Source organism: Azospirillum brasilense, assembly GCF_003349955.1.
GTDB classification, from domain to species: domain Bacteria; phylum Pseudomonadota; class Alphaproteobacteria; order Azospirillales; family Azospirillaceae; genus Azospirillum; species Azospirillum brasilense_B.
Window position 1 is genome coordinate 25,918 of record NZ_QLKQ01000012.1, and the last position, 26,263, is coordinate 52,180.

The following is a 26,263-nucleotide window of genomic DNA, read 5'->3' on the forward strand; positions in this document are numbered from 1 at the left end:
TGTGGCCGGCACCGCCCCTTTTTCGCAGCGGTGGGATGGGAGAGGGGGAAGTTCAGGCGAATTAGCCCGGCCACGCCGGGGGAACCCCTGAATCGGCTTGCCCTATCCTATGGCTCCGACCATATAGGTACGCCCGTGGGGCACCGGTGTGCGGAAGAGGGGGTGGGCGTCCGCCCCGCGGCGCGTCACTGTTCGAGACCCGGCGAAGCCCCCCAAGACCGCCAGACCCCGACCAGCCCTCGGCCAGTCCCTTGATTTCTTGTGCCGATCTCTCCGGGGCCGGCGATGGAAGAAGACCAGTTCATGAGCAACGACGAGACCACCCCCCGCCAAGCCGGCACCGCTGACGAATTCGACCGCCGCGACGCGCTGCGCGCCATCGCCGCTGTGGTGCGCGGCGACGGGATCGAGGTGGACGCCGACAGCACCCCGGCCCGCTGGTCGGTCGCCGTCGTCCACGAGGTGGTCGTTCCCGGAACCGACCGGAAGCTGAAGCTGCGCTTCCGCGTGGCGCTCGGCCCGCTGCCCGACATCGAGGCGGAGCTGTGGGGCCTGATGACCGCGGAGGAGGGCTTCGGCCGTCCCCAGGCCAAGGCGCTGGGCAAGCGGGTCAAGGCGGCATGCCTGTCCTCCGCCGCCATCGAGAAGGCGCGCGGCCGGGTGGACGGCTGGTTCGCCTCCATGGCGCAGCGCGCCAACGGCTTCGGCGAGGCGTGGCGGCCCAAGGGCTTCGCCGACGAACTGGGCCGGGTGATCGGCTTCGGCGGCCGCATCCCGCGCCTGCAAACCCTGCTGGACGCGCTGGAGGAGGCCTTTTCCACCGCCGCCGCCCGCGCCGGCCTGAAGGTCCGGCGGGAGCGGTTGGAGAACGCCTCCGGCCTCGGCGTCTATCTCGACAGCTTCGCCACGGCCCGCGCCATGGTGCGCAAGCTGCGGCTGTTCGTCGGCCCGACCAACTCCGGCAAGACCCACGCCGCCATGGACCGGCTGGCCGAGGCGCCGAGCGGCTGCTACCTCGCCCCGCTGCGCCTGCTGGCGCTGGAGGGGCAGGAGGCGCTGGAGACGCGCGGGCGGGCCTGCAGTCTCGTCACCGGCGAGGAGCGCGACGTGCGGCCCGGCGCCTCCTTCACCTCCTCGACCATCGAAATGGTCAACACCTCCAAGGTCTGGGGCGCCTGCGTCATCGACGAGATCCAGATGATCGGCGATCCCGACCGCGGCTGGGCCTGGACCCAGGCGGTGGCCGGCGTGGCCGCCCCGGAAATCCTGATGACCGGCTCCGCCGACGCCATCCCCTACGTGCAGCGCCTCGCCACCGCGCTGGGGGAGGAGCTGGAGGTCGTGGAGTTCACCCGCAAGTCGCCGCTGCGCGTGCAGGAGGAGCGGGTGCCGCTGGAGAATGTGCGCCGCGGCGACGCGGTGATCGCCTTCTCGCGCAAGGACGTGATGGGGCTGCGGCGCGAGCTGCTGGCCCGCGATCACACGGTGGCGGTGATCTACGGCGCCCTGTCGCCGGAGGTGCGGCGGGCCGAGGCGCGGCGCTTCCGCGACGGCACGGCGGACGTGCTGGTGGCGACCGACGCCATCGGCATGGGGCTGAACCTGCCGGTCGCCCGCGTCGTCTTGTCGACCACCCGCAAGTACGACGGTCGGGAGGAGCGTGACCTGAACTCCTCCGAAATCCGCCAGATCGGCGGACGGGCGGGACGCTTCGGCATGCACGAGGAAGGCCGCGTCGCGGTGCTGGAGGGCGAGAACATCAACCCGGTGCGCCGGGCGCTGACCACCCCGCCGGTGCCGCCGGAGGACCCGCGCGCCTGGATCAGCCCCAACCTGACCCACGTCGAGGCCATCGCGCGCGAGCTGGACACCGACAGCCTCGCCAAGGTGCTGCGCACGGCGGGGCAGGAGCTGCTGCGCGCCAACCAGACCTTCCGCATGACCGACCTGGAGCAGCGCATCCAGGCCGCCACGGCCGTGGACCGGGCGAAGCTGCCGCTGGCGGAGCGCGACATGCTGGCGCGCTGCCCCATCGACGTGCGCGACCAGAACAATTTGCGCCTTCTGGCGCTGTGGGCGACCAACCAGGGCAAGGGGATCCGCAACTCCGCCCCCGACGCCGCCGAGCGGTTCCATCACCGCGTCGGCACCGACGTGGAGCTGGAGAAGGCGGAACGCGCGGTGAAGGAGCTGACCGCCTACGCGTGGCTGGCCTACCGCTTCCCCGACGCCTATCCGGACATGGACCTGTGCCAGGAGCGCCGGGCCATGCTGAACGCCTTCATCGAGCGGACGCTGGCCGAACGCTCGCTGGCCCGCGCCTGCCCGGTCTGCGGCACGCGGCTGAAGGCCAACCACCGCTTCCGGGTCTGCGACAGCTGCTACGCCGGTCGGGTCGAGGAGCGGCAGGGCGAGCGGCACGGCGAGCGGCGCGGGCGCCGTCCCGACGGGGGGCGCGGCCCGGACAAGGGGGCGGCCCCGGCGGAGGGTGGACACCCGCAATTCCACCACCCGCTGCCCGGCCGCAAGCGTGGCAAGGGCGGGGCGGGGCACCGTGGGCGACGGCCGGCCGGAGGGTGAGGTTCGTCCCTCTCCCCTCTGGGGAGAGGGTGGCCCGAAGGGCCGGGTGAGGGGGTTGTGCGTGGCGGCAGGTCCGGCGCAAGCGCAACCCCCTCACCCCAACCCTCTCCCCAGAGGGGAGAGGGGGTTCCGAGCCCTCACGCGGCCGCGGTTCCGCTCTGACCGCCGTCCTCCCGGCGGGTCCAGGTGATTTCCTCCGTGCCGCCACCCTCGGTCAGGAAATAGCGGCGCAGCGGCACCAGATCGGCGCCAAGCTCGTAGACCAGCGGGCGGCTGGTCGGGATCTCGAACAGCGGGATGTCCTGGTCGGGTACCTTGTCGAGATGCTTCACGAGGCCGCGCAGGCTGTTGCCGTGGGCCGACACCAGCACCCGCGCGCCCAGCCGCAGGGCCGGGCAGATGCCCTCCTCCCAGAAGGGGATCACCCGCTCCGTGGTGTCCTTCAGGCTTTCGCCGCGCGGCAGGTTCGCCCGGCCAAGCCCGGCGTAGCGCCGGTCCGACACCGCGGAGCACGGGTCCTCGGGCTCGACCGGCGGGGGCGGGACGTCCCAGCTCCGCCGCCACAGGAAAACCTGATCGGCGCCGTGGCGGGCCGCCGTCTCCGTCTTGTTCAGCCCCTGGAGCGCGCCGTAATGGCGCTCGTTCAGGCGCCAGTGCTTGTGCACCGGCAGCCACATCCGGTCCATCTCCTCCAGCACGATGTCGAGCGTCTTGATCGCCCGCTTCAGGACGGAGGTGAAGGCGACGTCGAAATCGAATCCGGCCTGCTTCAACAGGCCGGCGGCGTGACGGGTCTCGGCCACCCCCTGTTCGGTCAGATCGACGTCGGTCCAGCCGGTGAACAGGTCCGAGCGGTTCCAGACGCTCTGACCATGCCGCAGCAGCACGAGCCGATGCATGGGTTCCCTCCTCCTCACGTGACGGTTGCTCCTTCCGGGAACGGGAGGACGGGGGAAGGGTTCCGGCCAAGGCGTCACAAATGGCGCAGCTTTGTGTCAATTTCGAAACGCACAAGACACATTCGGACAACAAATGCGGGGTAACCTGCGGAGCAGGCGACATTATACGCCCGGCGCGTTGCGCAGCCGGACTGCGACGCCGAGCCAACTTGCGTTCCGAGGCCGCCATGCAGCATCATGACCTCCTCTCCAGGACCGTTTCGACCGATCGGGACATCACCCTGGAGGCGCTTCGTGTGTTCACCTACCTGAGCCGGCGGCTCCACTTCGACCGTCCCGTGCCGGTGCTCCAGTCCGAACTGGCTGACGCGCTCGGCATGCAGCGGCCCAACGTCAACCGGGCCATCAAGCTGCTGGAGACCAAGCAGATCCTTCTGCGGGATTCCAAACTGGGGCGTGCGATCACGTTCCGGTTGAACCCGGAACTGGAGGGCGGCCGGGCCTGAAACTGGTCCGGAATGATTTTCGAAACGCGTCACCTTGTCTTCACGAACTCGGCCCTCAAGAAAGCCTTCGGCTGGTACCAGAAGGTGCCGAATCAGACCGATCTTCCGTTGGGCCTGATCGCCTCCGTCGTTCCGAAATCGGACGGAGGCGTGGTGGTCATGGTGCAGCAGGGGGCGGCGAAGGTGCGGGACGTCGCCTTCGCGCCCAGCAAGACGCTCGGCATCCTCCTGCTGTTCTGCCGCCGCCAGAAAATTCCCATCCCGCGCGACGCCGAGAAGGACATCTTCCCGTCCGATGACGGGCTCATGATGACGGTCCGCGGCAGTTGCAACACGACGGCGCCGCCCCCGTGATCGCCCCTTTGGTCGCCTCCGGCCGAATCAATCGGTTCCGCCGCCGCCGGACCGGGCGACGGCCAGGGGAATGTCCGACTCGGTGAAGCGGTAACCGTGACCGGCGGCGAAATCCACCAGATCGCCCAGGGTCAGCAGACCGCGGGATGCCCGCCGCAGCGCCGCGCGCAGGGCGGGGTCGGCCTCGACCGCAACCAGGAATCGGATGTAGTCGCCATGACACATGCCCAGACCTCCTGATGCCGTTGCGGCGTTGCAGACACAAGCAATGGAGCGATGCGGACAGTCCGTCATCTTGATATCGGCTATTTGCCTAAAATTGTATATAAAAGACGGGACGAACGGTGCGGCGTCCTGCCGCACCGTTCGCTATCCCAAGACGATCGGGGTCGGGCGGTCACTCGCCCGGCTGCTGCGCCGTCTCGGCGGGGCTTGAGCCCGACGCGATGCCTTCCGGCGTGATCGCCGCCACCGGTTCGCCCGGTCCGGAGGCGGCGCGCAGCGCCCGTGCGGCGGCTTTCAGCCCGACATCGGACCGGCGGTCGGGCATCAGTTCGAACAGCAGCAGCGACCGCCCGTTGACCGGGATCTCGTCGCCGGTCTGGGCGGTGGCGACTTCCAGCCGGTCGGGCTCGGTGGTGTCGACCAGGGTCAGCCAGCGGCTGCCGCCGGCGACCTCCGGCAGCTTGAAGGGCACCACGTCGTGGTAGGCGTTGATGATCAGCAGCAGCGTGGCGTCCGACGCCGCCTTCTTGATGCCGGTGGCCTGGGCCCGCCCGTCGAGCAACATGCCCAGGCAGCGCGCCATCGGGTCCTGCCATTGCTCGGTCGTCTTCTCCTCGCCGGCGGGGGTGATCCAGGTGAGGTCCTTGACCTCCAGGTCGGGGTTGTAGGCGCCGGTGAAGAAACGCCCGCGCCGCAGCAGCGGATGGCTCTGCCGCAGCCCGATCAGGTGGCGGACGAAGTCGGTCAGCGCCCAGCCCTCGTCGCTGACGCCCTCCCAGTCGATCCAGCTGATCTCGTTGTCCTGGCAATAGGCGTTGTTGTTGCCGTTCTGGCTGCGGGCGAACTCGTCGCCGGCCAGGATCATCGGCGTGCCTTGGGACAGCAGCAGCGTGGCCAGCAGGTTGCGCATCTGGCGGAAGCGCAGGGCGTTGATCTCCGGATCGTCGGTCGGCCCCTCCGCCCCGTGGTTCCAGGAGATGTTGTGCGAATGGCCGTCGCGGTTGTCCTCGCCGTTCGCGTCGTTGTGCTTGTCGTTGTAGGCGACGAGGTCGTGCAGGGTGAAGCCGTCATGGGCGGTGACGAAGTTGACGCTGGCCCAGGGCTTGCGGCCCCGCCGGTTGAACATGTCCGCCGAGGCGGCCATGCGGGTCGCCAGTTCGGGCAGCTTGCCCTCGTCGCCCTTCCAGTAGGAGCGCACGGTGTCGCGGAACTTGTCGTTCCACTCCGCCCAGCCCGGCGGGAAGCCGCCGACCTGATAGCCGCCGGGGCCGCAGTCCCACGGCTCGGCGATCAGCTTGACGCGCGACAGCACCGGGTCCTGGCGGCAGGCGTCGAGGAAGCCGCCGCTGTGGTCGAAGCCGTAGGTCTCGCGCGCCAGGATGGTGGCGAGGTCGAAGCGGAAGCCGTCCACATGCATCTCGGTCACCCAGTAGCGCAGGCTGTCGGTGACCATCTGCAGGACGCGCGCATGCACGAGGTTCAGCGTGTTGCCCGTGCCGGTGTCGTTGATGTAGTAGCGCGGGTCGGGCGCCAGCCGGTAGTAGGAGGCGTTGTCGATGCCCTTGAAGGACAGCGTCGGCCCCATCTCGTTGCCTTCGGCGGTGTGGTTGTAGACGACGTCGAGGATCACTTCGATCCCGGCGTCGTGCAGGCGGGCGACCATCTCCTTGAACTCGTGGATCGCGCCGGTCGCCATGTAGCGCGGATCGGGCGCGAAGAAGGAGATGCTGTTGTAACCCCAGTAGTTCCGCAGCCCCTTTTCCAAAAGATAGCGGTCGTCCACGAAGGCGTGGACCGGCAGAAGCTCCACCGCCGTGACGCCCAGCGAGCGGATGTACTCCACCACCTCCTGCTGGGCGAGGCCGGCGAAGGTGCCGCGGTACTGCGGCGGCACCGCCGGGTGCCGCATGGTGTAGCCGCGCACATGGGTCTCGTAGAAGATCGACTTTTCCCAGGGGATCGCCGGGTGCCGGTCATGGCCCCAGGTGAAGGCCGGGTCGATCACCACGCATTTCGGCATGCCGGGGGCGCTGTCGCGCCGGTCGAAGGACAGGTCGCCGCGCGGTGAGCCGACGCGGTAGCCGAAATGCGCATCCGACCAGCGAAGCGGCCCGACCATGTGCTTGGCGTAGGGGTCGAGCAGCAGCTTGTTCGGGTTGAAGCGGTGGCCCGCCTTGGGCTCATACGGCCCGTGCACGCGGTATCCGTAGACGGTGCCGGGCCGGGCGTCCGGCAGGTAGCCGTGCCACACCTCGTCGGTGTATTCGGGCAGCTCGATCCGTTCCAGCTCGCGGCGTCCCTCCTGGTCGAACAGGCACAACTCCACCTTGGTGGCGTTGGCGGAAAACAGCGCGAAGTTGACGCCCAGCCCGTCCCATGTGGCGCCGAGAGGGTAGGGAAGACCTTCCCGGATGCGGGACTGGCGGAAAACCTTAGGAGCGAACGGCGGCTTCTTCACGGTTTGAACCTCGTGTGGGCGCGTTGCGGCATGAAGCAGCACAGGAACGCGCAGACCGCCCCGGTGATCCCGTCATCGGCACAATTTCCGATGAATGCCGGAGCCCCCACCCACGGCCGAACCGCTTTTGCAACCCTTCACCCAAAGAATGGGTCCTGTATGAGCATGGTCATAGTCGTCATGGCGAGTCGCGCCGATAACTATCGCATGCTATCATCGGTTCCAGACAATAAAGGCAAATAAACTTCTGGGGGATGTCCGGGGGCTTCTCGATGAAAGGCTGAGGAGGCGGATATAACGCAAATGACAACTTTCGCCTTTCCATGCCGCCGCCGGGTCTTTAGGGCGGAAGACGCAGGAAGATCAATGAGGAGCAGGTCCGGTCGCCATTCCTCTCCGGCCTTTTCGACCCAGACGCGATTTCCTGCCCGGCGACCCGCGAACCATTGAGTGTCTTGCCCATCCATCGATCATCGCTCCAGGCACAGGCTTCGCCGGTGACCTGCGGCATCGTGCATCCGGCGGGCCGGCGACGCCCTCTCCGTTCCGCCTTACCAAGACGCCCCCGCCCATGATCCGGCTCTCGGTCAACGCCCTGCTGAACTTCCACCCGAAGGCCATCCTGGCGACCATCGTCCTGGTGATGACGCTGCTCGGCGGCGTGGCCTGGGGTGCGCTGTCTCTGGTCGATTACGTCAGCACGCTCGACCGCGCCGAACGCGGCACCCGGCAGGCCGCGGCTTTCCTCGAAGGCCACGCCGACGCGGTGCTGGACGGCGGTGCCGCCGCCCTGGCGCGGGTGGCCGACCGGTTGGAGGCGGGCGGCATGGCGTCGCTTCCCGACCACGCGTTGGGCGAGGCGCTGGCGGCGTCGCGGTTCGGCGCGCTGTCGATCCTGGACGCCGGCGGCAACACGGTGTTCGGCCCCTCGATCCACCCCGACGGCGGCATACCCGACGGCGGCATCGCCAGCCTGTTTCGAGGGGCGGAGGGCGGCCTGGAGCTTCTGCACGGACAGGTGGACGGGCTCGATTCCATCCTGATGGTCCGCCGCATCCTTAGGCGCGGGGGGGCGGGCGAGGGCATTTTGGAGGGGGCGATCCTGCTCGCGCTTCCCTCCTCAAGCCTGCACACGGTGCTCGACGTGTTCAGCGACGGGCGGCACAGCGTCGCCGGGCTGTTCCGTCTGGACGGCACGCGGCTGGCCGGCATCGGAGGCGACGGCGCCGGGATCGGCCCGCTCCCCGCGCTGGAGCCGGGGGAGGAGGGCGGCGAGGGCGACTGGACGGTCGGCGGGGACGGCGTGGTCATCGGCCTGAAGCGGATGCGCGACTTCCCGGCGGTGGCGGCGGTCGCACTGCCGCGCAGCGTCGTTCTGGAGCCGTGGAGCGGCCGCCTGCAGCATGGATTCACGATGGTCGGTGTCAGCGTCCTCGCGCTGTTCGGGCTGGCGTCGCTCGGCTGGGCCAGCCTGCGGCGCGAGGCGGCGGCCCGCGACGCGCTGCGCGACGCCAACGCCCGGCTGGAGCAGCGGGTGGAGGAGCGCACCGCCGACCTGCGCTCCCTCAACCAGAAGCTCGTCCGCGCCCTGGCCGAGAAGGAGCGCGCCAACCAGGCCAAGGCCCGCTTCCTGTCGGCGGCCAACCACGACCTGCGCCAGCCCTTCCAGGCGCTGCGCCTGTTCCATCATCTGCTGATGGAGCGGCTCAAGGAATCGCGCGAGCGGTCGATCGCCGAGAAGATGGGCGAGGCGCTGGACAGCGGGGAGAAGCTGCTGCACGCGCTGCTGGAGGTCGCCACGCTGGACGCCGGGGTGGTCCGCCCGAACATCGCCGACGTGCCGGTCGCCACCGTCCTGGACGGCGTGGCGGCGGAGTTCCGGGGCTTGGCGGCGGACAAGACGCTGGATCTGCGGGTGCGCGGCTGCGCCGCCATGGTGCGCACCGACGCCACCCTGCTGACCCGGATGCTGGGCGACCTGCTGCGCAACGCCATCGCCTACACGCCCGCGGGCGGCGTCGTGGTCGGCTGCCGGCGGCGCGGCCAATGGCTGCGCATCGAGGTGTGGGACACCGGGTCCGGCATCGCGGCGGAGCATCTGGACGCCATCTTCGAGGACTTCGTGCAGTTGGGCAACCCGGAGCGCGACCGTCGCCGCGGCCTGGGGCTGGGGCTTCCCAAGGTGCGCCGCAAGGCCGCGCTGCTGGGCCACGCGGTGGAGGTCCGCTCGCGCCCCGGCCAGGGGTCGGTCTTCTCGATCATGGTTCCGCTGGCGGCCAGCGAATCGCGGACGGACACGGTGTCCCCGGCTCCCGCCGGCCGGGCGGAGGGTTCCGACACCCGCCTGATCCTGATCGTGGAGGACGACCCGGTGCAGAGCGCCGGGATGCAACTGCTGCTGGAAAGCTGGGGGCACGACATCCTGGTGGCGGCGGACGGGCCGGCGGCGCTGGCGACGCTGCGCGCGGCGCCGCGCTGTCCGGACGTCATCCTCTCGGACTTCCGACTGCCGGGGCCGCTGACCGGCGCCGAGACGATCGCCCGCGCGGCGGAGCAGCAGGGGCGTCCCATTCCCGGCATCATCCTGACCGGTGACACCGCCCCCGAACGCATCCGCGAGGCGGTCGCCGCCGGCTGCCGCCTGTTGCACAAGCCCGTCACCCCCGACGTCCTGCGCGACGCGCTGAACGCCCTGGGGACGGAGCGCCAGCCGCTCCGTCAGCCGTCCGCGGCCTGAGGGGACGGCCGTAATGAGGGCTGCATTAATCATTCGTGAAGACCGCAAAGGGTACTCTGAAACCGTGATCGGAGGCGAACACGGCCATGCAGCAGCGTCCTCTCACCCGTCTGGATCAGGTCCAGCTCGACGCGGTGGTGCGCCGGCACGAGATGTTTCGGAACGCCCGCATCGGCGGGGCGCGGGCGACGCTGTCCTTTTTCGACCTGAACGGGCTCGACCTCGCGGGGCGTGACCTCGCCCACGCCGACTTCGTCGGGGCCAGCCTGCGCGGCGCCAATCTGGCCGGGGCGCGGCTGGACTGCGCGTCGATGTTCGCCACCGACCTGCGGCTGGCCAACCTGGAGAACGCCAGCCTGATCAAGGCGGACCTGCGCGGCGCCTGCCTGCGCGGCTCCATCCTGATCGGCGCCAACCTGTTCGAGGCCGACCTGCGCGACGGCTCGCTGGCGGAAAAGGACCGCGACGGCAGCCTGCGCATCCTCAAGGTGGAGTCCCAGCCGACGGAGGCGTCGGGGGCCGACCTCTCCGGCGCAAACCTGACCAACGCCCGGCTGTCCGGGGCCATGGCCATCCACACCGACTTCACCGACGCGCTGATGCGCGGGTGCAAGCTGGTGCGCGCGACCATGCGCGGTGCCAACTTCACCGGATCGAATCTGGAGGGGGCCGACCTGTCGGGGGCCGACCTGCGCGGCGCCTGCCTGCGCGGCGCGGTGCTGACCGGCGCCACCATGGTGATGACCGAGCTGGCCGACGCCGACATGGAGGACGCGCTGACCGACGATCCGGTGGGCCGCGTCGTCGCCGAACTCGGGCGCCCGCTGGACGAGCTTCTGCACGAGCACATCCGCTGGGTCGGGTCGAGCGGGGCGGAGGGAACGGCGCTCGACCTGTCCGGCTTCGACCTGCGGCACGCCCCGTCGCTGGCCCACACCTGCCTGACCATGCTGCGGGCGGTGGGGGCGACGCTCTACGGGCTGGACCTGACCAACGTCCAGCTCCAGGCCGCGGTCCTGGAGAAGGGCGATCTGCGGCTCGCCAAGCTGGTGGGCGGCGACCTGCGCGGCGTGAACCTGCGGCTCGCCAAGCTGAACAACGCCGACCTGCGCAAGGCCAACCTGCGCCCGCTCTACTTCGACGAACGGCGGTCGATGCAGTCCGACCTGTCGGGCGCGCGGCTGCGCTACGCCGACCTGCGCGGCGCCTGTCTGCGCGAGGTGAATTTCGCGGGCGCCGACCTGTCCTTCGCCAATCTGGCCGGCTGCGACCTGACCAAGACGGACCTGACCAACGCCCGCATGTTCGGGGCGAAGCTGGAGCGCCGCGCCCTGTCGGACGGCGCCATTCTCGACGGTGTGGCGGGGCTCAAGCTTTAGGGCTATATCTGTTGCGGATGTCTTGCGGGAGTGCGGTCCCATGTCCGGGCGCGTCGGTGCGGTTTGCGGTGGCGTGGTGTTCGGCACCATGGTGTTCGGTCTGGCGCTGGTGGTCGGGCTGACGGTTCCGTCCGGCCCGGCGCAGGCGCGCTCGTCGGTGTTCCTGTCCTTCGGGGGGCCGGTCTATCCCGACTATCCGCCTCCCCACCGGCATTTCCACGGCTATCCGCCGCCGGTCTACGGGCCTCCGGTCTATGTGGTGCCGGCCCCGCCGCCGGTGGTGTATGTGCAGCCGGCGCCCGTCCCGGCCCCGCCGCCCGCGGTGGTTTTCACCGAACCCGCGCCGGCCCCCATCGCCGCCACCCCGGCCGGCCCGGCCTACATGGCCCGCAACGGTCAGCTCTGCCGGGAGTACCAGACGACGGTGATGATCGGCGGTCTGGCGCAGCCCGGCTACGGCACCGCCTGCCGTCAGCCGGACGGAAGCTGGCGGGTCACCAACTGACCGATCGCCCCACCCATCGCCCGGCACAGCCGTTCCGCGCCGCACTATGCCTCCTAAGACCGTGACGGCGGCGCGGAATGTGGTATATCCGGGCAGCGGTTCAGCCCGAGGAGAGTTCTTTGCCCGCCGATACCCGTGCTCTTGGCGCGCCGGCGCCCAGCGCGTTGGCCGATGAGTCGTCGACTGTGCCGGCCGGTCAGCCGCTGGTTCTGGCCCTGCCCAAGGGACGCATCCTGAAGGAGCTGCGCCCGTTGCTCGCCCACGCCGGCATCGAGCCGGAAGCGGCGTTCGACGACGCGGACAGCCGGCTCCTGCGCTTTGCGACCAACATCCCGAATCTCAGCATCATCCGCGTCCGGTCCTTCGACGTGGCGACCTTCGTCGCCTTCGGCGCCGCCCATCTGGGCGTGGCCGGCAACGACGTGCTGATGGAATTCGACTATCCGGAAATCTACGCGCCGCTCGATCTCGGCATCGGAAAGTGCCGCCTGTCGGTCGCCGAGCCGGTCGAACTGGGGGAGAGCGACGATCCGTCGCGTTGGAGCCACGTGCGCGTCGCGACCAAATACCCGGAGGTCACCAGGAAGCATTTCGCGGCGCGCGGGGTGCAGGCGGAGTGCGTGAAACTGAACGGCGCCATGGAACTTGCCCCGACCCTCGGCCTGTGCCGCCGCATCGTCGATCTGGTGTCCACCGGCTCGACGCTGAAGGCCAACGGGCTGGTGGAGATCGAGCACATCGCCGACGTCACCTCCCGGCTCATCGTCAACCGGGCCGCCTTCAAGACGCGGCCCGAGGAAATCTCCGGCTGGATCGACCGCTTCCGGGAGGCTGTGAATGCCCGTCAGGCTTGATGCCCAGGACCCCCGCTTCGCCGACGGTTTCGCCAAAGGTTTTGAGGGGCTTCTCCACGCCAAGCGCGAGACCAGCGAGGACGTGCAGGCCCTGGTCGCCGGCGTCATCGACGCGGTCCGCAAGCGCGGCGACGCGGCGCTGATCGATTACACCGCCCGCTGGGACCGCCAGACGCTGACCCCCGCCACCCTGCGCATCTCGCAGGAGGAGGTGGACGCGGCGGTCGGCAGATGCAGCGATGAGCTGCTGCGCGCGCTCGACACCGCGGCGGAGCGCATCGAGAGCTTCCACCGGCTTCAGGTGCCGGAGACCACCGACTACCGCGACGCCCAGGGCGTGCGGCTGGGCGCCCGCTGGACGGCGGTCGGGGCCGCCGGCCTCTATGTGCCGGGTGGCACGGCGTCCTACCCCAGCTCCGTCCTGATGAACGCGCTGCCGGCCAAGGTCGCCGGGGTCGAGCGCATCGTCATGGTGGTGCCGACCCCGGACGGGGCGATCAACCCGCTGGTGCTGGCCGCCGCCAAGCGCTGCGGAATCACCGAGATCTACCGCATCGGCGGCGCCCAGGCCGTCGCCGCCCTGGCCTACGGCACGGAGACCATCGCGCCGGTGGACAAGATCGTCGGCCCCGGCAACGCCTTCGTCGCCGCCGCCAAGCGGCTGGTCTACGGCACGGTCGGCATCGACAGCATCGCCGGCCCGTCGGAGATCCTGGTGGTCGCCGACAACCGGAACGATCCGGCCTGGATCGCCATGGACCTGCTGTCCCAGGCGGAGCACGACACCTCGGCCCAGTCGATCCTGATCACCGACGACCCGGCCTTCGCCGACGCGGTGGCGGCGGCGGTGGACCGGCATCTGGAGACGCTGCCGCGCGCCGCCATCGCCGGGGAAAGCTGGCGGGAGCACGGCGCCATCATCGTGGTGCGCGACCTTCTGGCCGAGTCGCCGGCCCTGATCGACCGTCTGGCGCCGGAGCATCTGGAGCTGGCGGTGGAGGACCCCGACGCGCTGGCGGCGAAGGTGCGCAACGCCGGGGCCATCTTCCTCGGCCGTTACACGCCGGAGGCCATCGGCGACTATGTCGCCGGGCCGAACCACGTCCTGCCGACGGCGCGTTCCGCGCGCTTCTCGTCGGGCCTGAACGTGCTGGATTTCATGAAGCGGACGACCTTCGTCGCCTGCGACGCGGAGAGCGTGGCGGCGATCGGCCCGGCGGCGGTGACGCTCGCCCGGTCGGAGGGTCTGGACGCGCACGCGCTGTCGGTGGCGCTGCGCCTGCCGGAGGGAGGTCAGGGGTGAGCACGAAGGGCAACCGCCGCATCGTCCATGTGACGCTCGACGAAAAGACCGTGATCCGGCGCAAGCCGGAGGTGGAGCACGAGCGCGCGGTTGCCATCTTCGACCTGCTCGAGGACAACGAGTTCTGCCCCTGCGACCACGCGGACGACGGCCCCTACCACCTGCATCTGTCGATCGAGGACAACCGGCTGGTCTTCGACGTCCGGCGCGACGACGACAGCGCGCTGGACAGGATCACCCTGCCGGTGACCGGCTTCCGCTCCGTCGTCCGGGACTATTTCCTGATCTGCGAAAGCTATTATCAGGCGATCAAGCGCTCCACGCCCTCGCAGATCGAGGCGATCGACATGGGGCGCCGCGGCCTGCACAACGAAGGATCGGAGATGCTGCGCGAACGGCTGGCCGGAAAGGTCGAAATGGATCTCCAGACGGCGCGTCGGCTGTTCACGCTGATCTGCGTCCTCCATATCCGCGGCTGACGGGGTCGGGCGGCGCATGGCCCCGGTGCTGCAACCGCTCCCCGTGACGAGCGTGTTGTTCGCCTGCACCTACAACATGATCCGCTCCCCGATGGCGGCGGCGATCATGCGGCATTTCCACGGCACGCGCGTCTATGTCGATTCGGTCGGCGTGCGCGAGGGGGACGAGGTCGATCCCTTCGCCGTGGCCGTGATGGAGGAGATGGGCATCGACCTGTCGCGCCATCGCTGCCGCAGCTTCGAGGATCTGGAGGACACCAACTTCGACCTGATCGTGTCGCTGTCGCCGGAGGCGCAGCACCGCGCCATCGAGATGACCCGCACGATGGCCTGCGACGTGGAGTTCTGGAACACCTTCGATCCCACGCTGGTGGACGGCAACCGCGAGGCGATGCTGGAAGCCTACCGAAAGGTGCGCGACGGACTGCTGAGCAGGATCAAGGAGCGGTTTCCTCTGTCGCGAGGCCCGACGGTGTGACCATCCAGCGGTTCGGCGGCGGGATTTCGGGAAGTGCTTTTTCAAGGTTGGGTTGAGGTGGTATTGAGATGAATCATCGAATGACGTGTGCTCCGCCCCCTAGACTTTAGCGGTCCCTGAGAGGTTCCCCGCCTGATGCTCGCCGGTCTGCCGTCCCGCCTGTTTCGTGCCACCGGCCTGCGGAGTCTCCGGCTGCGTCTGATGGGCGTCGTGCTGACCTCCCTGGCCCTGCCGCTGGCCGGGGCGCTCTACTTCTTCGACCAGCAACTCGACCAGCGGCTGAGCAGCGCCCGGGAACTGGCCCGGCACCTGACCGAGGACGGGGTGGAACGGCAGCGCGACCTGATCGGCGAAGCGCGGAATCTGCTGGGCATTCTCGCCCTGGTGCCGGCGGTCCGCGACGCCGCCCACGGCAACACCGACGCCTGCGTCGCCACGCTGGCGCCGATGCCGCGGCAGCACCGCTGGACGACCGGCGTGTGGGTGACCGACCCGAACGGCCTTCTCATTTGCGACACGACCGGCCCCGGTTCCGGGATGAGCCTGCGCGAGCGCGAGTATTTCCAACGGGCGCTGGACGCCAAATCCTTCGTGCTGAGCGAGGTGGTGATCGGCAAGCGGTCGGGAAAGCCGCTGATCCTGGCGGTGCAACCTGTGCTGGTGAATGGCGAGATCGAACGGGTGCTGGGTGTCGCCATCGATCTGGCCTGGCTGACCGATCTCGTCAAGGTGACGCGGCAGGACGACGCGCGCATTCTGGTGCTGGACCGCCATGGGGTGGTGATCGCCCGCCAGCCCGATCCGGAAGGCTGGGTCGGGCGCAACCTGACGGACTTCCCGCACATCCGGCGCATGCTGGCCGAAGGCAGCGGCGCGTTCGAGGGCGAAAGCGCCGACGGGCTGAACCGCATCTGGGCCTTCCGCCATTCCCCGGAAACCGACACCGTCTTCGCCGTGGGCATGCCGACCGGGCCGATCGTGGCGGATGCCCAGCGCGACCTGCTGCGCGGGCTGGTCCTGCTCGGCATCGCCGGGCTGCTCAGCGTGGCGGCGCTCTGGTCGCTGCTCCACGCCTCGGTCCTGCGCTGGATGCGTGTTCTCAGCCAGGCGGCGACCCGGATCGGCGCCGGTGACGTCGGAACCATGGTGGAGGCGCGCGGTGCGCCCGACGAGATCCGGCTGGTCGCCAACGCCTTCAACGACATGTCGGGCCGGCTGAAGCGGCGCGAGCAGGAACTGCGCGCCGCCATGGAGGAGGCCCGCGCCGGCAGCCGCGCCAAGGAGGAATTCCTGGCGACCATGAGCCACGAGATCCGCACGCCGATGAACGGCGTGATCGGGTTCGCCGACATGCTCCTGGAGACCCCGCTGACGGCGGAGCAGCGGCGCTACGCCTCGCAGGTGCGGGAGGCCGGGCGCTCCCTGCTGACCGTCATCAACGACGTGCTGGACCTGTCGAAACTGGAGGCGGGCAAGCTCGATCTGGTCTGCGCGCCGTTCCGGCTGGACGATCTGGCCGACCGCTGCCAGGCCATCGTGCGGCTGACCGCCGAGCAGAAGGGGCTGGAGATCCACACCTCCGTCTCGGCGGCGGCGCGCGGCTATGTGATGGGCGATCCCGACCGGGTGCGCCAGATCCTGCTCAACCTGCTGGGCAACGCGGTGAAGTTCACCGACACCGGCAGCGTCCGCCTGACCGTGAAGGCCATGGGCGACGGGTCCGGCCCGCGCCGCTACACCTTCACCGTCAGCGACACCGGCATCGGCGTGCCCGAGGACTGCCAGCGCGAGCTGTTCCAGCGCTTCAGCCAGCTCGACCGCGGGCGCGGCGGCACCGGGCTGGGGCTGGCCATCTGCCGCCGTCTGGTCGAGCTGATGGGCGGCGAGATCGGCGTGGAGAGCCGTCCCGGCGTCGGCAGCACCTTCTGGTTCAGCCTGCCGCTGCAGCCCGCCAGCGCCCCGGAGCGGGACGACCCCGACGGCGGTGTCCCGCCCCACCAGCCGTCCAGCCGCGGCGCGCGAATCCTGCTGGCCGAGGATCTGGCGATGAACCGCGATCTGGTCATCGCCATGCTGACCCGGGCCGGTCACCATGTGGACGCCGTGTCCGACGGCGGTGCGGCCGTGATCGCGGTGCAGGAGCGGGCTTACGACCTCGTCCTGATGGACGTGCAGATGCCGGTGATGGACGGGCTGGAGGCGACGCGGCGCATCCGGGCGCTGCCCGGCGCGCCGGGCCGCATCCCGATCCTGGCGCTGTCGGCGGGCGTGCTGGCCGTGGAGGTGGAGCGCTGCCGTCAGGCGGGGATGGACGATCATCTGGCCAAACCCTTGGAGAAGAACCGTCTTCTGGCCGCTATCGATCATTGGAACGGCGAAGGGCGGCGCACCGGCATCGACGCCGGCCCAAGCCGTCTGGCCAACACGCCGGCCGATTGAGCCTCCCGCAGCGATGCGGCTCAATGATTAAGAAAAATTAAGGCTTTTGTGCTAAAGCTGGGCCGAAAGGTTCCGCCAAGGCGGTTCCGGTTTGACGGTTCCGGTGTTCCATGAAGGTCGCGCTGCCTCCACTCGCCCCGCTTCCCGAGCGCAAGCCGGATGTTCCCGCGTCGCCGTCCGCCGCGGGCGCGGCGTCGGGCGCGGCGTTCCAAAGCGCGCTGGCGGACGTCCAGCCGGTTCCCCGCGGGCGGCTGGCCAACGGGCAGAAGGCGCCGCCCCTGCCGGCGGCGAAGCCGGAGGCGCCGATCCAGCTTGCCGACGGGACCCGCGTGCCCTTTCCCATCCGCAAGCCCGAGGCCGCCCCTGGCGCCGCCGCAACGGCGGTTGCCGCGTCGGGGACCCCATCGACGGTGATCGGCGCCGCCCTGGCGAACAGCCCCGCGGCCGGGCAGGTGGTTCTGGCGGCTCAGCAGGTCGCCGGCCTGTCGGGCCACAGCTTCACCGCCATCCTCGCCCAGGCGACCCAGGAAAGCGGGCTGGACCCGGCGGCCCGCAACCGCTCCAGCTCCGCCGCCGGTCCGTTCCAGTTCCTGGAACGCACGTGGCTGGACCTGTTCCGCCGCCACGGCTCCGCCTACGGCCAGGGGGAATTGGCGAGCGCGATCCAGAGCCGCAACGGCATTCCCTCGGTCAAGGACCCGGCGGTGCGCCGCCAGATCCTGGCGCTGCGCCACGACGTCGACCTCTCCGCCGGGATGGCCGCGCGCTACCTGTCCGAGGGCCGCGACCGGTTGGAGGAGCGGCTGAAGCGCCCGGTGTCGGAGACCGAGAGCCGCATCGCCTATGTGCTGGGCGTGGGCGGGGCCGCCAAGCTGATCCGCGCCGCCGAGTCGTCGCCGAGAGCCGCCGCGGCGGAACTTCTGCCCTCCGCGGCGCGGAGCAACCGCGGCCTGTTCTACGACCGGGCGTCGGGCCGGGAGCTGACGGCGTCGGAAACCGTCGCGCGGCTGACCCGCCGCATGGACACCGACCAGAAAGAGATGTTCGAACGCATCGCGCAGGCCGCGGAACCCCGTGTCCGGCTCGATGGCGGCCCGTCGCCGCTCAGTTCTTTCCAGTCGGCGGCGCTTGGCGGCACCGCGGGCATGGACGCGGGCGGCGCGGGGGAGTATGAAAACGGCGACGGGAACCCGCTCGGCTGAACCGCCGGCTGTTTCCGTCCCATCTGGAAGGCTTTGGCCAACCCCCACGCCGGAGGCTCACCGCCCCCGGTGGAATCCCCCTTGACCGGGCGGCTTCGGGAGGTCAGTTATTGCCTCGAAACTGTTACGGACTTAAGGGGCTATGGCTAAGGAAGATCTGATCGAGTTCTCCGGAACCGTCGTCGAGCTGCTGCCGAACGCGATGTTCCGTGTGAAGCTCGACAACGAGCATGAAGTGCTGGCGCACACCTCCGGCAAGATGCGCAAGAACCGCATCCGCGTGCTGGCCGGTGACCGCGTCAACGTCGAGATGACGCCCTACGACCTGACCAAGGGCCGGATCACGTTCCGGTTCAAGTGATTGAACCGGTTTCCCGCGTTGAACCGGTTTCCACCGTCGGCCATCCTCCCCGCGTTATGAGCACCGAAACCACCCACCGGCTCGTGCTGGCGTCCGCCTCGCCCCGCCGGCTCGACCTGTTGCGCCAGATCGGCGTGGTGCCCGACGCGGTCGACCCCGCAGACATCGACGAATCGCCCCTGCCGCGGGAGCTTCCGCCCCAGCACGCGCTGCGTCTGGCCGGCGAGAAGGCCGCCGCCGTGGCCGCGCGCCATCCCGGCGCCTTCGTGCTGGCCGCCGACACGGTGGTCGCCTGCGGCCGCCGCATCCTGCCCAAGGCGGAGGAGGAGAAGCAGGCGCGCGCCTGCCTCGCCCTGCTGTCCGGACGACGGCACCGGGTGTTCGGTGGAGTCGTGCTGTTGTCGCCCGCAGGGGAAGGGGAGGCGTTGCGCCGGTCGGATCGGCTGGTGCGCACCGACGTGACCTTCAAGTCGCTGTCCCACGAGGAGACCGAGTCCTACATCGCCTGCGGCGAATGGCAGGGCAAGGCCGGCGGCTACGCGATCCAGGGCCGGGCGGCGGCCCATGTCCGCTGGATCGGCGGTTCCTACAGCAACGTGGTCGGGCTGCCCCTGTTCGAAGTGGCGGCGCTGCTGCGCGGCGCGGGGTTCCCGCTGCCGTGACGGGGAGCACCGTCGGCGCCGCATCGGACATCCTGATCGACCGCGACGGTCCGCTGACGCGGGCCGCCGTTCTGACCGGCGGCCGGCTGACCGACCTCTACATCGACCACGCCGAGCGGCCTTCGCTGTTGGGCCATGTGTTCCTCGGCCGGGTGGAGCGCATCGCGACGGGGCTGGATGGCGCCTTCGTCGATCTCGGCACCGGAAAGTCGGGTTTGCTCTCGGCGCTGGACGCCCGCGGGCCGAAGGGGCGCCCGAAGGCCAAGGGCGAGCGCATCGGCAACCTGCTGCGCACCGGCCAGACCGTGCTGGTGCAGGTGAAGGCCGACGCCACCGGGTCCAAGGGACCGTCCCTGACCATGGACATCACCCTGCCGGGCCGCTTTCTGGTGCACGCGCCGCTGGGACGCGACGTGGCGGTGTCGAAGCGGCTGGGCAGCGGGCCGGAGCGCACCGAACTGGCCCGCCGCATCCAGGACATCGCCCCCGGCGCCGGCTGGATCGTCCGGGCGGGCGCCGCCACGGCGCCGGACGGGCTGCTCGCCGCGGAGTCGGACGCGCTGCATCTGGCGTGGCGGTCCATCCGCGACGCGGCGGAGCGGGGCGGTGGGCCCGCGCTGCTGCTGCCCGGCCCCGACGCGCCGCGCCGTGCCCTGATCGAGCATGGGGCGAGTGTTCCGTCGCGGATCATCGTGGACGACGCGGCCTTGGCCCGCGACCTCGCCGACTGGTGCGCCGACCGCGCGCCGGATCTTGAGGTGCGTGTGGAGCCGTTCGACGCTCGGCTGTTGGCCGTGCCTTCCGCCGATCGGACAGGAGGGGGCCGGCAACGGCTGTTCGACCTGCGCGACCTCGACGCTGAAATCGAAACGCTGCTCGGCACGCGGGTGCCGCTGTCCGGCGGCGGGTCGCTGGTCATCGAGCGGACCGAGGCGATGACCGTGGTGGACGTCAACGCGGGGGAACGCGGCAACCCGCTGGACGTCAATCTTGAGGCGGCGGCGGAGATCCCCCGGCAACTGCGCCTGCGCAACGCCGGTGGGATCGTCGTCGTCGATTTCGTCAACATGCGCAACCGAGGCGACGCCGAACGGCTGCTGAACGCCCTGTCCCGCGCGGTGGAGGACGACCCGGCGCAGACCCAGGTCTATGGCCTGTCGAAGCTGGGTCTGGTGGAGATGACCCGCGCCCGGCGCGGCACGGCCCTGGCCGATTTGCTGGGCGCCGGCCGCAGGGGCGCGGCGGAGGACTGAGCGATGAACGACAACCAGAAGCCATCTGAGAAAGCCTGCCCGATCTGCGGCCGCCCGGCGGTGGAGGAGACCAAGCCCTTCTGTTCCAAGCGCTGCGCCGATGTGGATTTGTCGCGCTGGCTGGGCGGCGTCTACCGCATCGAAAGCCCCGACCGTCCGGACGCCGAGGAGGCCGACGAGCGGGAGTGACGGGGCGGCGAAATTCTGCATTTTAGGGCTGGACAGGCCCGGCGAATTTGCCTACAAAGCGCGCCTCGACGCGCCGCGGTCATCACCGCGGCGTCGGTGCCCAGGTAGCTCAGTTGGTAGAGCAGGGGACTGAAAATCCCCGTGTCGGCGGTTCGACTCCGTCCCTGGGCACCACTTCTTCCCCTCATGGGGTTGTGGTGTTCCGAACGCTCCGTCATCCGCGGGGCGTTTTTTGTTGTCCGCGCTGCGTCTCCCGGCCCGGCGGGCGCGCGGAAGGGGTGGCGTTCCCGCTGCGGCAACCGTATCGTGCGTCGCGCAACGATCCGGCGCGGATGGCAGGATGCTCGATCAGCGGACAAGCGCGTTTCTTGAAGACTTCCTGGCGAAGCCCGGCGGCGATCCCGAGCGGCTCGACCGCTTCCTGCTGCACGGTCCCTACCGCGGCCGGCGCGGCGGCCGGCCCCGGCTGAAGCTGGCCTTCCACGACTTCTGGCCGGAATTCGACACGGGCACCAATTTCTTCATCGAGATCCTGTCCAGCCGTTTCGACCTGTCGGTGGTCGAGGACGACAGCGACCTCGCCATCGTGTCGGTCTTCGGCGGGCGGCACCGCGAGGCGCGCAGCCGCCGCACCCTGTTCTTCACCGGGGAAAACGTCCGTCCGCCGCTGGATGGCTTCGACATGGCGGTGTCCTTCGACCGCCTCGACGACCCGCGCCATTACCGCCTGCCGCTCTACGTCATGCACGCCTACGAACACATGCGGGAAGGGGCGGTGCCGCATTTCTGCTCCCCCGTGCTGCCGCCGGTGCCGCCGACGCGGGCGGCCTTCGCGGAGCGCGGCTTCTGCGCCTTCCTCTACAAGAACCCGAACGGGGAGCGCCGCAACCGCTTCTTCCCGGCGCTGGACGGGCGGCGACGCGTCGATTCGGTGGGCTGGCACCTGAACAACACCGGCAGCGTCGTCAAGATGGGCTGGCTGTCCAAAATCCGCGTCTTCGAACGCTACCGCTTCGCCTTCGCCTTCGAGAACGCCAGCCACCCCGGCTATTTGACGGAGAAGATTTTGGACGTTTTCCAGGCCGGGGCGGTGCCGCTCTATTGGGGCGATCCTGACCTGGAGCGCGAGGTGGCGGCGGGCAGCTTCATCGACGTCTCGCGCTTCGCCACGGACGAGGAAGCGGTGGATCACATCCTGGCGGTGGACGACGATTACGACGCCTATTGCGCCCACCGCGCCGTGGCGCCCTTCCTGGGGACGGAGGAGTTTTATTTCGACGCCTACCGCCTCGCCGACTGGATCGAGAGCCGGTTGTAAGAGCCGGGAGGGGAGGGGGAGGCGATGGCGCGGGTGTTGCTGAATTACGCGGACGGGGCCTTTCTGGCGGCGCAGAAGCGCAACGCCCGCAGCGGGATGGAGGTCGGAGGTTTCGACTCCGTGGCCATGCTGGGGCGAAGCCACATCGACCCGGCCTTCGTCGAGCGCAACCGCTTCATCCTCGACCAGCCGCGCGGCGCGGGCTATTGGCTGTGGAAGCCCTGGGCCATCTGGACCTTGCTGCGCAACCATCTGAAGGACGGCGACGTGCTGTTCTACTGTGACAGCGGCGCCCATTTCGTGCACCGCGCCGACCCGGTGATCGACCTGTGCCGGGAGCGGCGCGACCTGCCCATCCTGCTGTTCACGCTGCAGGACGAATTCAAGAACCGTGGCTGGACCAAGCGCGACTGCTTCCATTTCATGCGGTTGGACCGGCCGGAATACACCGACGCCACCCAGATCCTGGCGAGTTTCATCGTCTGCGAACGGACGCCGGAAACCATCGCCTTCGTCTCCGAATGGCTGCGCTTCGCCCAGGACGAGCGCATCCTCACCGACGCGCCGAACGAGTGCGGCAAGCCCGACTACCCGGAATTCCGCGACCACCGGCACGACCAGAGCATCCTCAGCCTGCTGGCCCGCCGCCGTGGGGTGAGCACGATCCCCGACATCTCGCAATGGGGCGATGATCGGCGTCCGCCGGAGATCCCGCGCATCCTGCTGCACACCCGCCAGCGGGACTGAGAGGGCCCATGGACCAATCCGAGACCGCCGAACGGGCCGCCGCGCTGCACCGGCAGGCCGTCGCCGCCCAGCGCGAGGGCCGCGTCCGCGACGCCGTGGCGCTGTTCCAGCAGGCGCTGGCGCTGCGCAAGGACGTGGAGACCTACCTGGATTTCGGCGGCCTGCTGGCCGGGTTGTCGCAATGGGGGCCGGCGGGGGCGGTCTATGCGGCGGCGCTGAAGCTGGCGCCCGCCTCCCCCGACGCCCATTACGGGGTGGCGCTGTCCCTCCACGCCCAAGGGCGCCCGGCGCAGGCCGAGCCGCATTACCGGACCGTCCTGGCGGCCTGCCCCGGGCTGGGCGAGGTGTGGAACAATCTGGGCGTGGCGCTTCAGGACCAGGACCGCCCGGCCGAGGCCGAAACCGCCTACCGCGAGGCCCTGCGCGACCGGCCGCAGGACGCCGGCACCTGGAAGAATCTGGCGGTCGCGCTGGAGGCTCTGGGCCGGACCGGCGAGGCCGAAACCGCCTACCGGGAGGCGCTGTCGCGCCATCCGGAACATGGGGTGTCCTTGAACAACCTCGGCGTTCTCGTCCTGGCGGCCGGTCGCGTGGACGAGGCGGGGCGGATCGGCCGCCGCATGGCGGCGCTGAACCCGGCGGACCGGCACGGTTGGATGCTGCTGGGCAACGCCGCCCACGCGGCCGGCCGCTGGGCCGCAGCGGTGCGGGCGAACGCGGTGGCGGTGCGGCTGGCGCCGGACGATGCCATCCTGCGCCACAACCTCGCCAACGCGCTCGCCGCCGCCGGACGGCGGCAGGAGGCGGTGGCGGAGTACCGGGCGGTTCTCGGGCTTCGGCCCGACATCCCGGCGGCGGCGGTCAGTCTGGCGGCGGAACTGCTCGGCCTGCACGACCTGCCCGGTGCCCAGGCGGTGCTGCGCGGCGCGCTCGGGCAGCATCCGGATCATGGCCCGGCGTGGCGGATTCTCGGCCGGACGCTGGCCGGGGCCTTGCGGCCGGACGCCGCGCTCCACGCGTTGCGCCGGACGGTGGCCCTCGATCCCGGCGACCAGGCGGGATGGGAGGATCTGGCCGCCGCCGCGATCCTGGCCGACCGGATCGCGCCGTCCATCGAGGCCCTTCGCCGCGTCCGCCGGCTCGCCCCCGCCTACAACCCGGCGCTGGCGCAGCTGGTGCAGCAGCAAAGGCACGCCTGCGACTGGCGTGACCTGCCGGCGCTGGAAAGCGACCTGATCGGCCGGCTGCGCGCCGGGGCGCTGGGCGTGCCGCCCTTCGGCCTGCTGGCGGTGGACACGACCCTGGCGGACCAGCGGGCGGCGGCGGAGCGCTGGGCGCGGCAGAAGGCGCACGGTGTGCCGGCGGTGGCGCGTTCCGCCGTTCCCGGAGATGGTCGCATGCGCATCGGCTACCTCTCCGCCGACTTCCACGAGCACGCCACGGCCTATCTGATGGCGGAGCTTCTGGAGCGGCACGACCGGACGCGCTTCGCCGTGACCGCCTATTCCACCGGCATCGACGACGGCAGCGCGATGCGCCGCCGCCTGACCGCGGCGGTGGAACGCTTCGTCGATCTGCGCGACCGCTCCGACCTGGACGCCGCGCGGGCCATCGCCGCCGACGGCATCGACATCCTGGTGGACCTGAAGGGCTACACGGCCTTCGCCCGCACGCCGATCCTGGCGGCGCGGCCCGCCCCGGTGCAGGTGAACTGGCTGGGCTATCCCGGCACCATGGGGGCGGACTTCATCGACGTCATCCTGGCCGACGCGGCGACCATCCCGCCGGGCGAGGAGGGCTTTTACAGCGAGGCGGTGGTGCGGCTTCCCCACTGCTACCAGCCCAACGACCGCCACCGCGCCATCGCGGAGCGCACCCCGTCGCGCGCCGATTGCGGGTTGCCGGAGGACGGCTTCGTCTTCTGCTGCTTCAACAGCCCCTACAAGCTGACGCCCGCCGTATTCGACGTCTGGGCGCGGCTGTTGCGCGCCGTTCCGGGGAGTGTGCTGTGGCTCTACGCCGGCAACCCGCTGGTGGTCGGCAACCTGCGGCGCGAGGCGGCGGCCCGCGGGGTGGCGCCGGACCGTCTCGTCTTCGCGTCGCCGCGCCCGCTGGCGGAGCATCTGGCGCGCCACCGGCTGGCCGGCCTGTTCCTCGACACGCTGCCCTACAACGCCCACACCACGGCCAGCGACGCGCTGTGGGCCGGGCTTCCGGTGGTGACCTGCCGGGGCGGGATCTTCGCCGGGCGCGTGGCGGCCAGCCTGCTCGACACGGTGGGACTGCCGGACCTGATCACCGATTCGCTGAAGGCCTACGAGGCGCTGGCCCTCGACCTCGCTTGCGATCCGGCACGGCTGGCCGGGCTGAAGGCGCGGTTGGCGGCGGCGCGGACGGCCAGCCCGCTGTTCGACGGCGACCGCTTCGCCCGCGATCTGGAGGGCGCCTATCGCGCGATCTGGCAACGATTCACAGCGGCGGGAGACCCGCGATGACGACCACGGACCGGCGGCTTCACATCGTCGTGCCCTACCGCGACCGCGCGGCGCATCTGCGGGAGTTCGTGCCGCGGGTCGGCGCTTACTTCGCAACGCTCGCCGAGCCCATCGACTACCGCGTCACCATCGTCGAGCAGGAGGCCGGGCTGCCCTTCAACCGGGGCGCCATCAAGAATGTTGGCTTCCTGCTGGGCGAGGCGGAGAGCGGCTACACCTGCCTGCACGACATCGACTATCTGCCCGTCGACGCCGATTACTCCTGGGTCGACCGTCCGACCCCCATCCTGTCCTTCGGGGCGGAGCAGCGGCCGGTGGCGCCCGGCCGCTCCGACCAGACGGTGACCACCGACCTGGAGAGCACGATGGGCGGCGTCCTGCTGATGCCCAACGACGTGTTCCGGCGGATCGACGGCTATTCCAACGCCTATTGGGGCTGGGGCTACGAGGATTTCGACCTGTCGCTGCGCATCCGCTCCCGCCGCATCCCGACCGCGCGGCGGCCCGGCCGGTTCGAGCCGCTGGACCACGACAACGAGGGGTTCAACCCCGACGCCTCGGCCTCGCCCATCGCGCGGGTCAACAAGCGGGTGTTCCAGGCGAACTGGGCCGGCGGGACGATCCCGGAGGAGGACGGCCTGTCCAGCCTGTCCTTCGAGATGCTCGACCGCCGCCCCTGCGACGGCGCGCCTCCCGGCGCCGAGGGGCGATGGGAGATCGTGCGCGTCCGCCTGACCATGGCGCCGCTGCCCGGCCAGCTGGCGGCCTTCCGGGCGCGCTGAAGCTGTTACCTTTCGGGACACCGGCGCATCTGCGGGAAGACACCGGCGCGCTCGGATG

Annotated in this window: 23 protein-coding genes and 1 tRNA gene; 21 read left to right on the top strand and 3 right to left on the bottom strand. The window is 70.2% G+C overall.

What is annotated here, in order from left to right; translation table 11 throughout:
* The first annotated feature begins 303 nt into the window (after nt 1-303).
* On the top strand, nt 304-2,580 hold the full coding sequence (locus DXK32_RS07675; protein ID WP_114857967.1) for a helicase-related protein: 2,277 nt from the start codon (nt 304-306) through the stop codon (nt 2,578-2,580).
* A gap of 137 nt (nt 2,581-2,717) precedes the next feature.
* On the opposite strand, the gene gpmA is transcribed toward DXK32_RS07675, so the two are convergent.
* The gene (gene gpmA, locus DXK32_RS07680) at nt 2,718-3,479 is read right to left on the bottom strand and encodes a 2,3-diphosphoglycerate-dependent phosphoglycerate mutase (protein ID WP_114857968.1); all 762 of its coding nucleotides are present in this window, start codon (nt 3,477-3,479) and stop codon (nt 2,718-2,720) included.
* Between the two features lie 227 nt (nt 3,480-3,706).
* On the opposite strand from gpmA, the gene DXK32_RS07685 reads away from it, so the two are divergent.
* Both DXK32_RS07685 and DXK32_RS07690 read left to right on the top strand, forming a co-directional pair.
* A complete protein-coding gene (locus tag DXK32_RS07685) occupies nt 3,707-3,985 on the top strand; it encodes a helix-turn-helix domain-containing protein (protein WP_236778250.1) in 279 nt (92 codons plus the stop codon).
* Between the two features lie 12 nt (nt 3,986-3,997).
* On the top strand, nt 3,998-4,339 hold the full coding sequence (locus DXK32_RS07690; RefSeq protein WP_114857969.1) for a hypothetical protein: 342 nt from the start codon (nt 3,998-4,000) through the stop codon (nt 4,337-4,339).
* Nucleotides 4,340-4,366: 27 nt separating this feature from the next.
* Here DXK32_RS07690 and DXK32_RS07695 read toward each other — a convergent pair whose 3' ends face one another.
* Nucleotides 4,367-4,564 carry a Nif11-like leader peptide family natural product precursor gene (locus DXK32_RS07695; protein WP_114857970.1) on the bottom strand — a complete coding sequence of 66 codons (198 nt, stop codon included), beginning with the start codon at nt 4,562-4,564 and terminating at the stop codon, nt 4,367-4,369.
* A gap of 172 nt (nt 4,565-4,736) precedes the next feature.
* Nucleotides 4,737-7,022, bottom strand: coding sequence for a glycogen debranching protein GlgX (glgX, locus tag DXK32_RS07700; protein WP_114857971.1), 2,286 nt, complete (start codon nt 7,020-7,022; stop codon nt 4,737-4,739).
* Nucleotides 7,023-7,593: 571 nt separating this feature from the next.
* Here glgX and DXK32_RS07705 point away from each other — a divergent pair.
* From DXK32_RS07705 to DXK32_RS07790, 18 genes are all read left to right on the top strand, one after another.
* The gene (locus DXK32_RS07705) at nt 7,594-9,759 is read left to right on the top strand and encodes a hybrid sensor histidine kinase/response regulator (RefSeq protein WP_114857972.1); all 2,166 of its coding nucleotides are present in this window, start codon (nt 7,594-7,596) and stop codon (nt 9,757-9,759) included.
* A gap of 86 nt (nt 9,760-9,845) precedes the next feature.
* Complete coding sequence (locus DXK32_RS07710; RefSeq protein WP_114857973.1) at nt 9,846-11,138, top strand: pentapeptide repeat-containing protein; 1,293 nt, start codon at nt 9,846-9,848, stop codon at nt 11,136-11,138.
* A gap of 40 nt (nt 11,139-11,178) precedes the next feature.
* A complete protein-coding gene (locus tag DXK32_RS07715; RefSeq protein WP_114857974.1) occupies nt 11,179-11,643 on the top strand; it encodes a hypothetical protein in 465 nt (154 codons plus the stop codon).
* 119 nt (nt 11,644-11,762) lie between these two features.
* Nucleotides 11,763-12,497, top strand: a complete 735-nt coding sequence (hisG, locus tag DXK32_RS07720; RefSeq protein ID WP_247877033.1) for an ATP phosphoribosyltransferase — start codon at nt 11,763-11,765, stop codon at nt 12,495-12,497.
* Nucleotides 12,481-13,800 (top strand): histidinol dehydrogenase, encoded by a 1,320-nt coding sequence (gene hisD / locus DXK32_RS07725; protein ID WP_114857976.1) that lies wholly within the window; start codon nt 12,481-12,483, stop codon nt 13,798-13,800. Before hisG ends, hisD begins: the two co-directional genes overlap by 17 nt.
* The gene (locus tag DXK32_RS07730) at nt 13,797-14,279 is read left to right on the top strand and encodes a UPF0262 family protein (RefSeq protein WP_114857977.1); all 483 of its coding nucleotides are present in this window, start codon (nt 13,797-13,799) and stop codon (nt 14,277-14,279) included. The genes hisD and DXK32_RS07730 overlap by 4 nt, the downstream gene beginning before the upstream one ends.
* Before the next feature lie 16 nt (nt 14,280-14,295).
* Nucleotides 14,296-14,757, top strand: a complete 462-nt coding sequence (locus DXK32_RS07735; protein ID WP_114857978.1) for a low molecular weight phosphatase family protein — start codon at nt 14,296-14,298, stop codon at nt 14,755-14,757.
* Between the two features lie 135 nt (nt 14,758-14,892).
* Nucleotides 14,893-17,196 carry a hybrid sensor histidine kinase/response regulator gene (locus DXK32_RS07740; RefSeq protein WP_114857979.1) on the top strand — a complete coding sequence of 768 codons (2,304 nt, stop codon included), beginning with the start codon at nt 14,893-14,895 and terminating at the stop codon, nt 17,194-17,196.
* A gap of 110 nt (nt 17,197-17,306) precedes the next feature.
* On the top strand, nt 17,307-18,398 hold the full coding sequence (locus DXK32_RS07745) for a lytic transglycosylase domain-containing protein (RefSeq protein ID WP_114857980.1): 1,092 nt from the start codon (nt 17,307-17,309) through the stop codon (nt 18,396-18,398).
* Between the two features lie 142 nt (nt 18,399-18,540).
* The gene (gene infA, locus DXK32_RS07750) at nt 18,541-18,759 is read left to right on the top strand and encodes a translation initiation factor IF-1 (protein WP_014198195.1); all 219 of its coding nucleotides are present in this window, start codon (nt 18,541-18,543) and stop codon (nt 18,757-18,759) included.
* A gap of 56 nt (nt 18,760-18,815) precedes the next feature.
* Entirely contained in the window at nt 18,816-19,421 is a 606-nt protein-coding gene (locus DXK32_RS07755; RefSeq protein WP_114857981.1) for a Maf family protein, read from the top strand.
* Nucleotides 19,418-20,674: a ribonuclease E/G gene (locus DXK32_RS07760; RefSeq protein ID WP_114857982.1), complete on the top strand. Its 1,257-nt coding sequence runs from the start codon at nt 19,418-19,420 to the stop codon at nt 20,672-20,674. Before DXK32_RS07755 ends, DXK32_RS07760 begins: the two co-directional genes overlap by 4 nt.
* A 3-nt stretch (nt 20,675-20,677) precedes the next feature.
* Nucleotides 20,678-20,863 (top strand): DNA gyrase inhibitor YacG, encoded by a 186-nt coding sequence (yacG, locus tag DXK32_RS07765; RefSeq protein ID WP_014198198.1) that lies wholly within the window; start codon nt 20,678-20,680, stop codon nt 20,861-20,863.
* A gap of 98 nt (nt 20,864-20,961) precedes the next feature.
* A tRNA-Phe gene (locus DXK32_RS07770) sits at nt 20,962-21,037 on the top strand.
* A gap of 166 nt (nt 21,038-21,203) precedes the next feature.
* A complete protein-coding gene (locus tag DXK32_RS07775; RefSeq protein WP_114857983.1) occupies nt 21,204-22,181 on the top strand; it encodes a glycosyltransferase family 10 domain-containing protein in 978 nt (325 codons plus the stop codon).
* A gap of 24 nt (nt 22,182-22,205) precedes the next feature.
* A complete protein-coding gene (locus DXK32_RS07780) occupies nt 22,206-22,928 on the top strand; it encodes a hypothetical protein (protein WP_114857984.1) in 723 nt (240 codons plus the stop codon).
* Nucleotides 22,929-22,936: 8 nt separating this feature from the next.
* Nucleotides 22,937-25,423, top strand: coding sequence for a tetratricopeptide repeat protein (locus DXK32_RS07785; protein ID WP_114857985.1), 2,487 nt, complete (start codon nt 22,937-22,939; stop codon nt 25,421-25,423).
* On the top strand, nt 25,420-26,205 hold the full coding sequence (locus DXK32_RS07790; RefSeq protein ID WP_114857986.1) for a galactosyltransferase-related protein: 786 nt from the start codon (nt 25,420-25,422) through the stop codon (nt 26,203-26,205). The genes DXK32_RS07785 and DXK32_RS07790 overlap by 4 nt, the downstream gene beginning before the upstream one ends.
* Nucleotides 26,206-26,263: the final 58 nt, after the last annotated feature.

What these genes read in the sequence shown, in the direction of transcription:
- DXK32_RS07675 (WP_114857967.1), top strand. Translation starts at nt 304, where the DNA reads ATGAGCAACGACGAGACCACCCCCCGCCAAGCCGGCACCGCTGACGAA.
- gpmA (WP_114857968.1), bottom strand. Translation starts at nt 3,479, where the DNA reads ATGCATCGGCTCGTGCTGCTGCGGCATGGTCAGAGCGTCTGGAACCGC.
- DXK32_RS07685 (WP_236778250.1), top strand. Translation starts at nt 3,707, where the DNA reads ATGCAGCATCATGACCTCCTCTCCAGGACCGTTTCGACCGATCGGGAC.
- DXK32_RS07690 (WP_114857969.1), top strand. Translation starts at nt 3,998, where the DNA reads ATGATTTTCGAAACGCGTCACCTTGTCTTCACGAACTCGGCCCTCAAG.
- DXK32_RS07695 (WP_114857970.1), bottom strand. Translation starts at nt 4,564, where the DNA reads ATGTGTCATGGCGACTACATCCGATTCCTGGTTGCGGTCGAGGCCGAC.
- DXK32_RS07705 (WP_114857972.1), top strand. Translation starts at nt 7,594, where the DNA reads ATGATCCGGCTCTCGGTCAACGCCCTGCTGAACTTCCACCCGAAGGCC.
- DXK32_RS07710 (WP_114857973.1), top strand. Translation starts at nt 9,846, where the DNA reads ATGCAGCAGCGTCCTCTCACCCGTCTGGATCAGGTCCAGCTCGACGCG.
- DXK32_RS07715 (WP_114857974.1), top strand. Translation starts at nt 11,179, where the DNA reads ATGTCCGGGCGCGTCGGTGCGGTTTGCGGTGGCGTGGTGTTCGGCACC.
- hisD (WP_114857976.1), top strand. Translation starts at nt 12,481, where the DNA reads ATGCCCGTCAGGCTTGATGCCCAGGACCCCCGCTTCGCCGACGGTTTC.
- DXK32_RS07735 (WP_114857978.1), top strand. Translation starts at nt 14,296, where the DNA reads ATGGCCCCGGTGCTGCAACCGCTCCCCGTGACGAGCGTGTTGTTCGCC.
- DXK32_RS07740 (WP_114857979.1), top strand. Translation starts at nt 14,893, where the DNA reads ATGCTCGCCGGTCTGCCGTCCCGCCTGTTTCGTGCCACCGGCCTGCGG.
- DXK32_RS07745 (WP_114857980.1), top strand. Translation starts at nt 17,307, where the DNA reads ATGAAGGTCGCGCTGCCTCCACTCGCCCCGCTTCCCGAGCGCAAGCCG.
- infA (WP_014198195.1), top strand. Translation starts at nt 18,541, where the DNA reads ATGGCTAAGGAAGATCTGATCGAGTTCTCCGGAACCGTCGTCGAGCTG.
- DXK32_RS07755 (WP_114857981.1), top strand. Translation starts at nt 18,816, where the DNA reads ATGAGCACCGAAACCACCCACCGGCTCGTGCTGGCGTCCGCCTCGCCC.
- yacG (WP_014198198.1), top strand. Translation starts at nt 20,678, where the DNA reads ATGAACGACAACCAGAAGCCATCTGAGAAAGCCTGCCCGATCTGCGGC.
- DXK32_RS07775 (WP_114857983.1), top strand. Translation starts at nt 21,204, where the DNA reads ATGCTCGATCAGCGGACAAGCGCGTTTCTTGAAGACTTCCTGGCGAAG.
- DXK32_RS07780 (WP_114857984.1), top strand. Translation starts at nt 22,206, where the DNA reads ATGGCGCGGGTGTTGCTGAATTACGCGGACGGGGCCTTTCTGGCGGCG.
- DXK32_RS07785 (WP_114857985.1), top strand. Translation starts at nt 22,937, where the DNA reads ATGGACCAATCCGAGACCGCCGAACGGGCCGCCGCGCTGCACCGGCAG.
- DXK32_RS07790 (WP_114857986.1), top strand. Translation starts at nt 25,420, where the DNA reads ATGACGACCACGGACCGGCGGCTTCACATCGTCGTGCCCTACCGCGAC.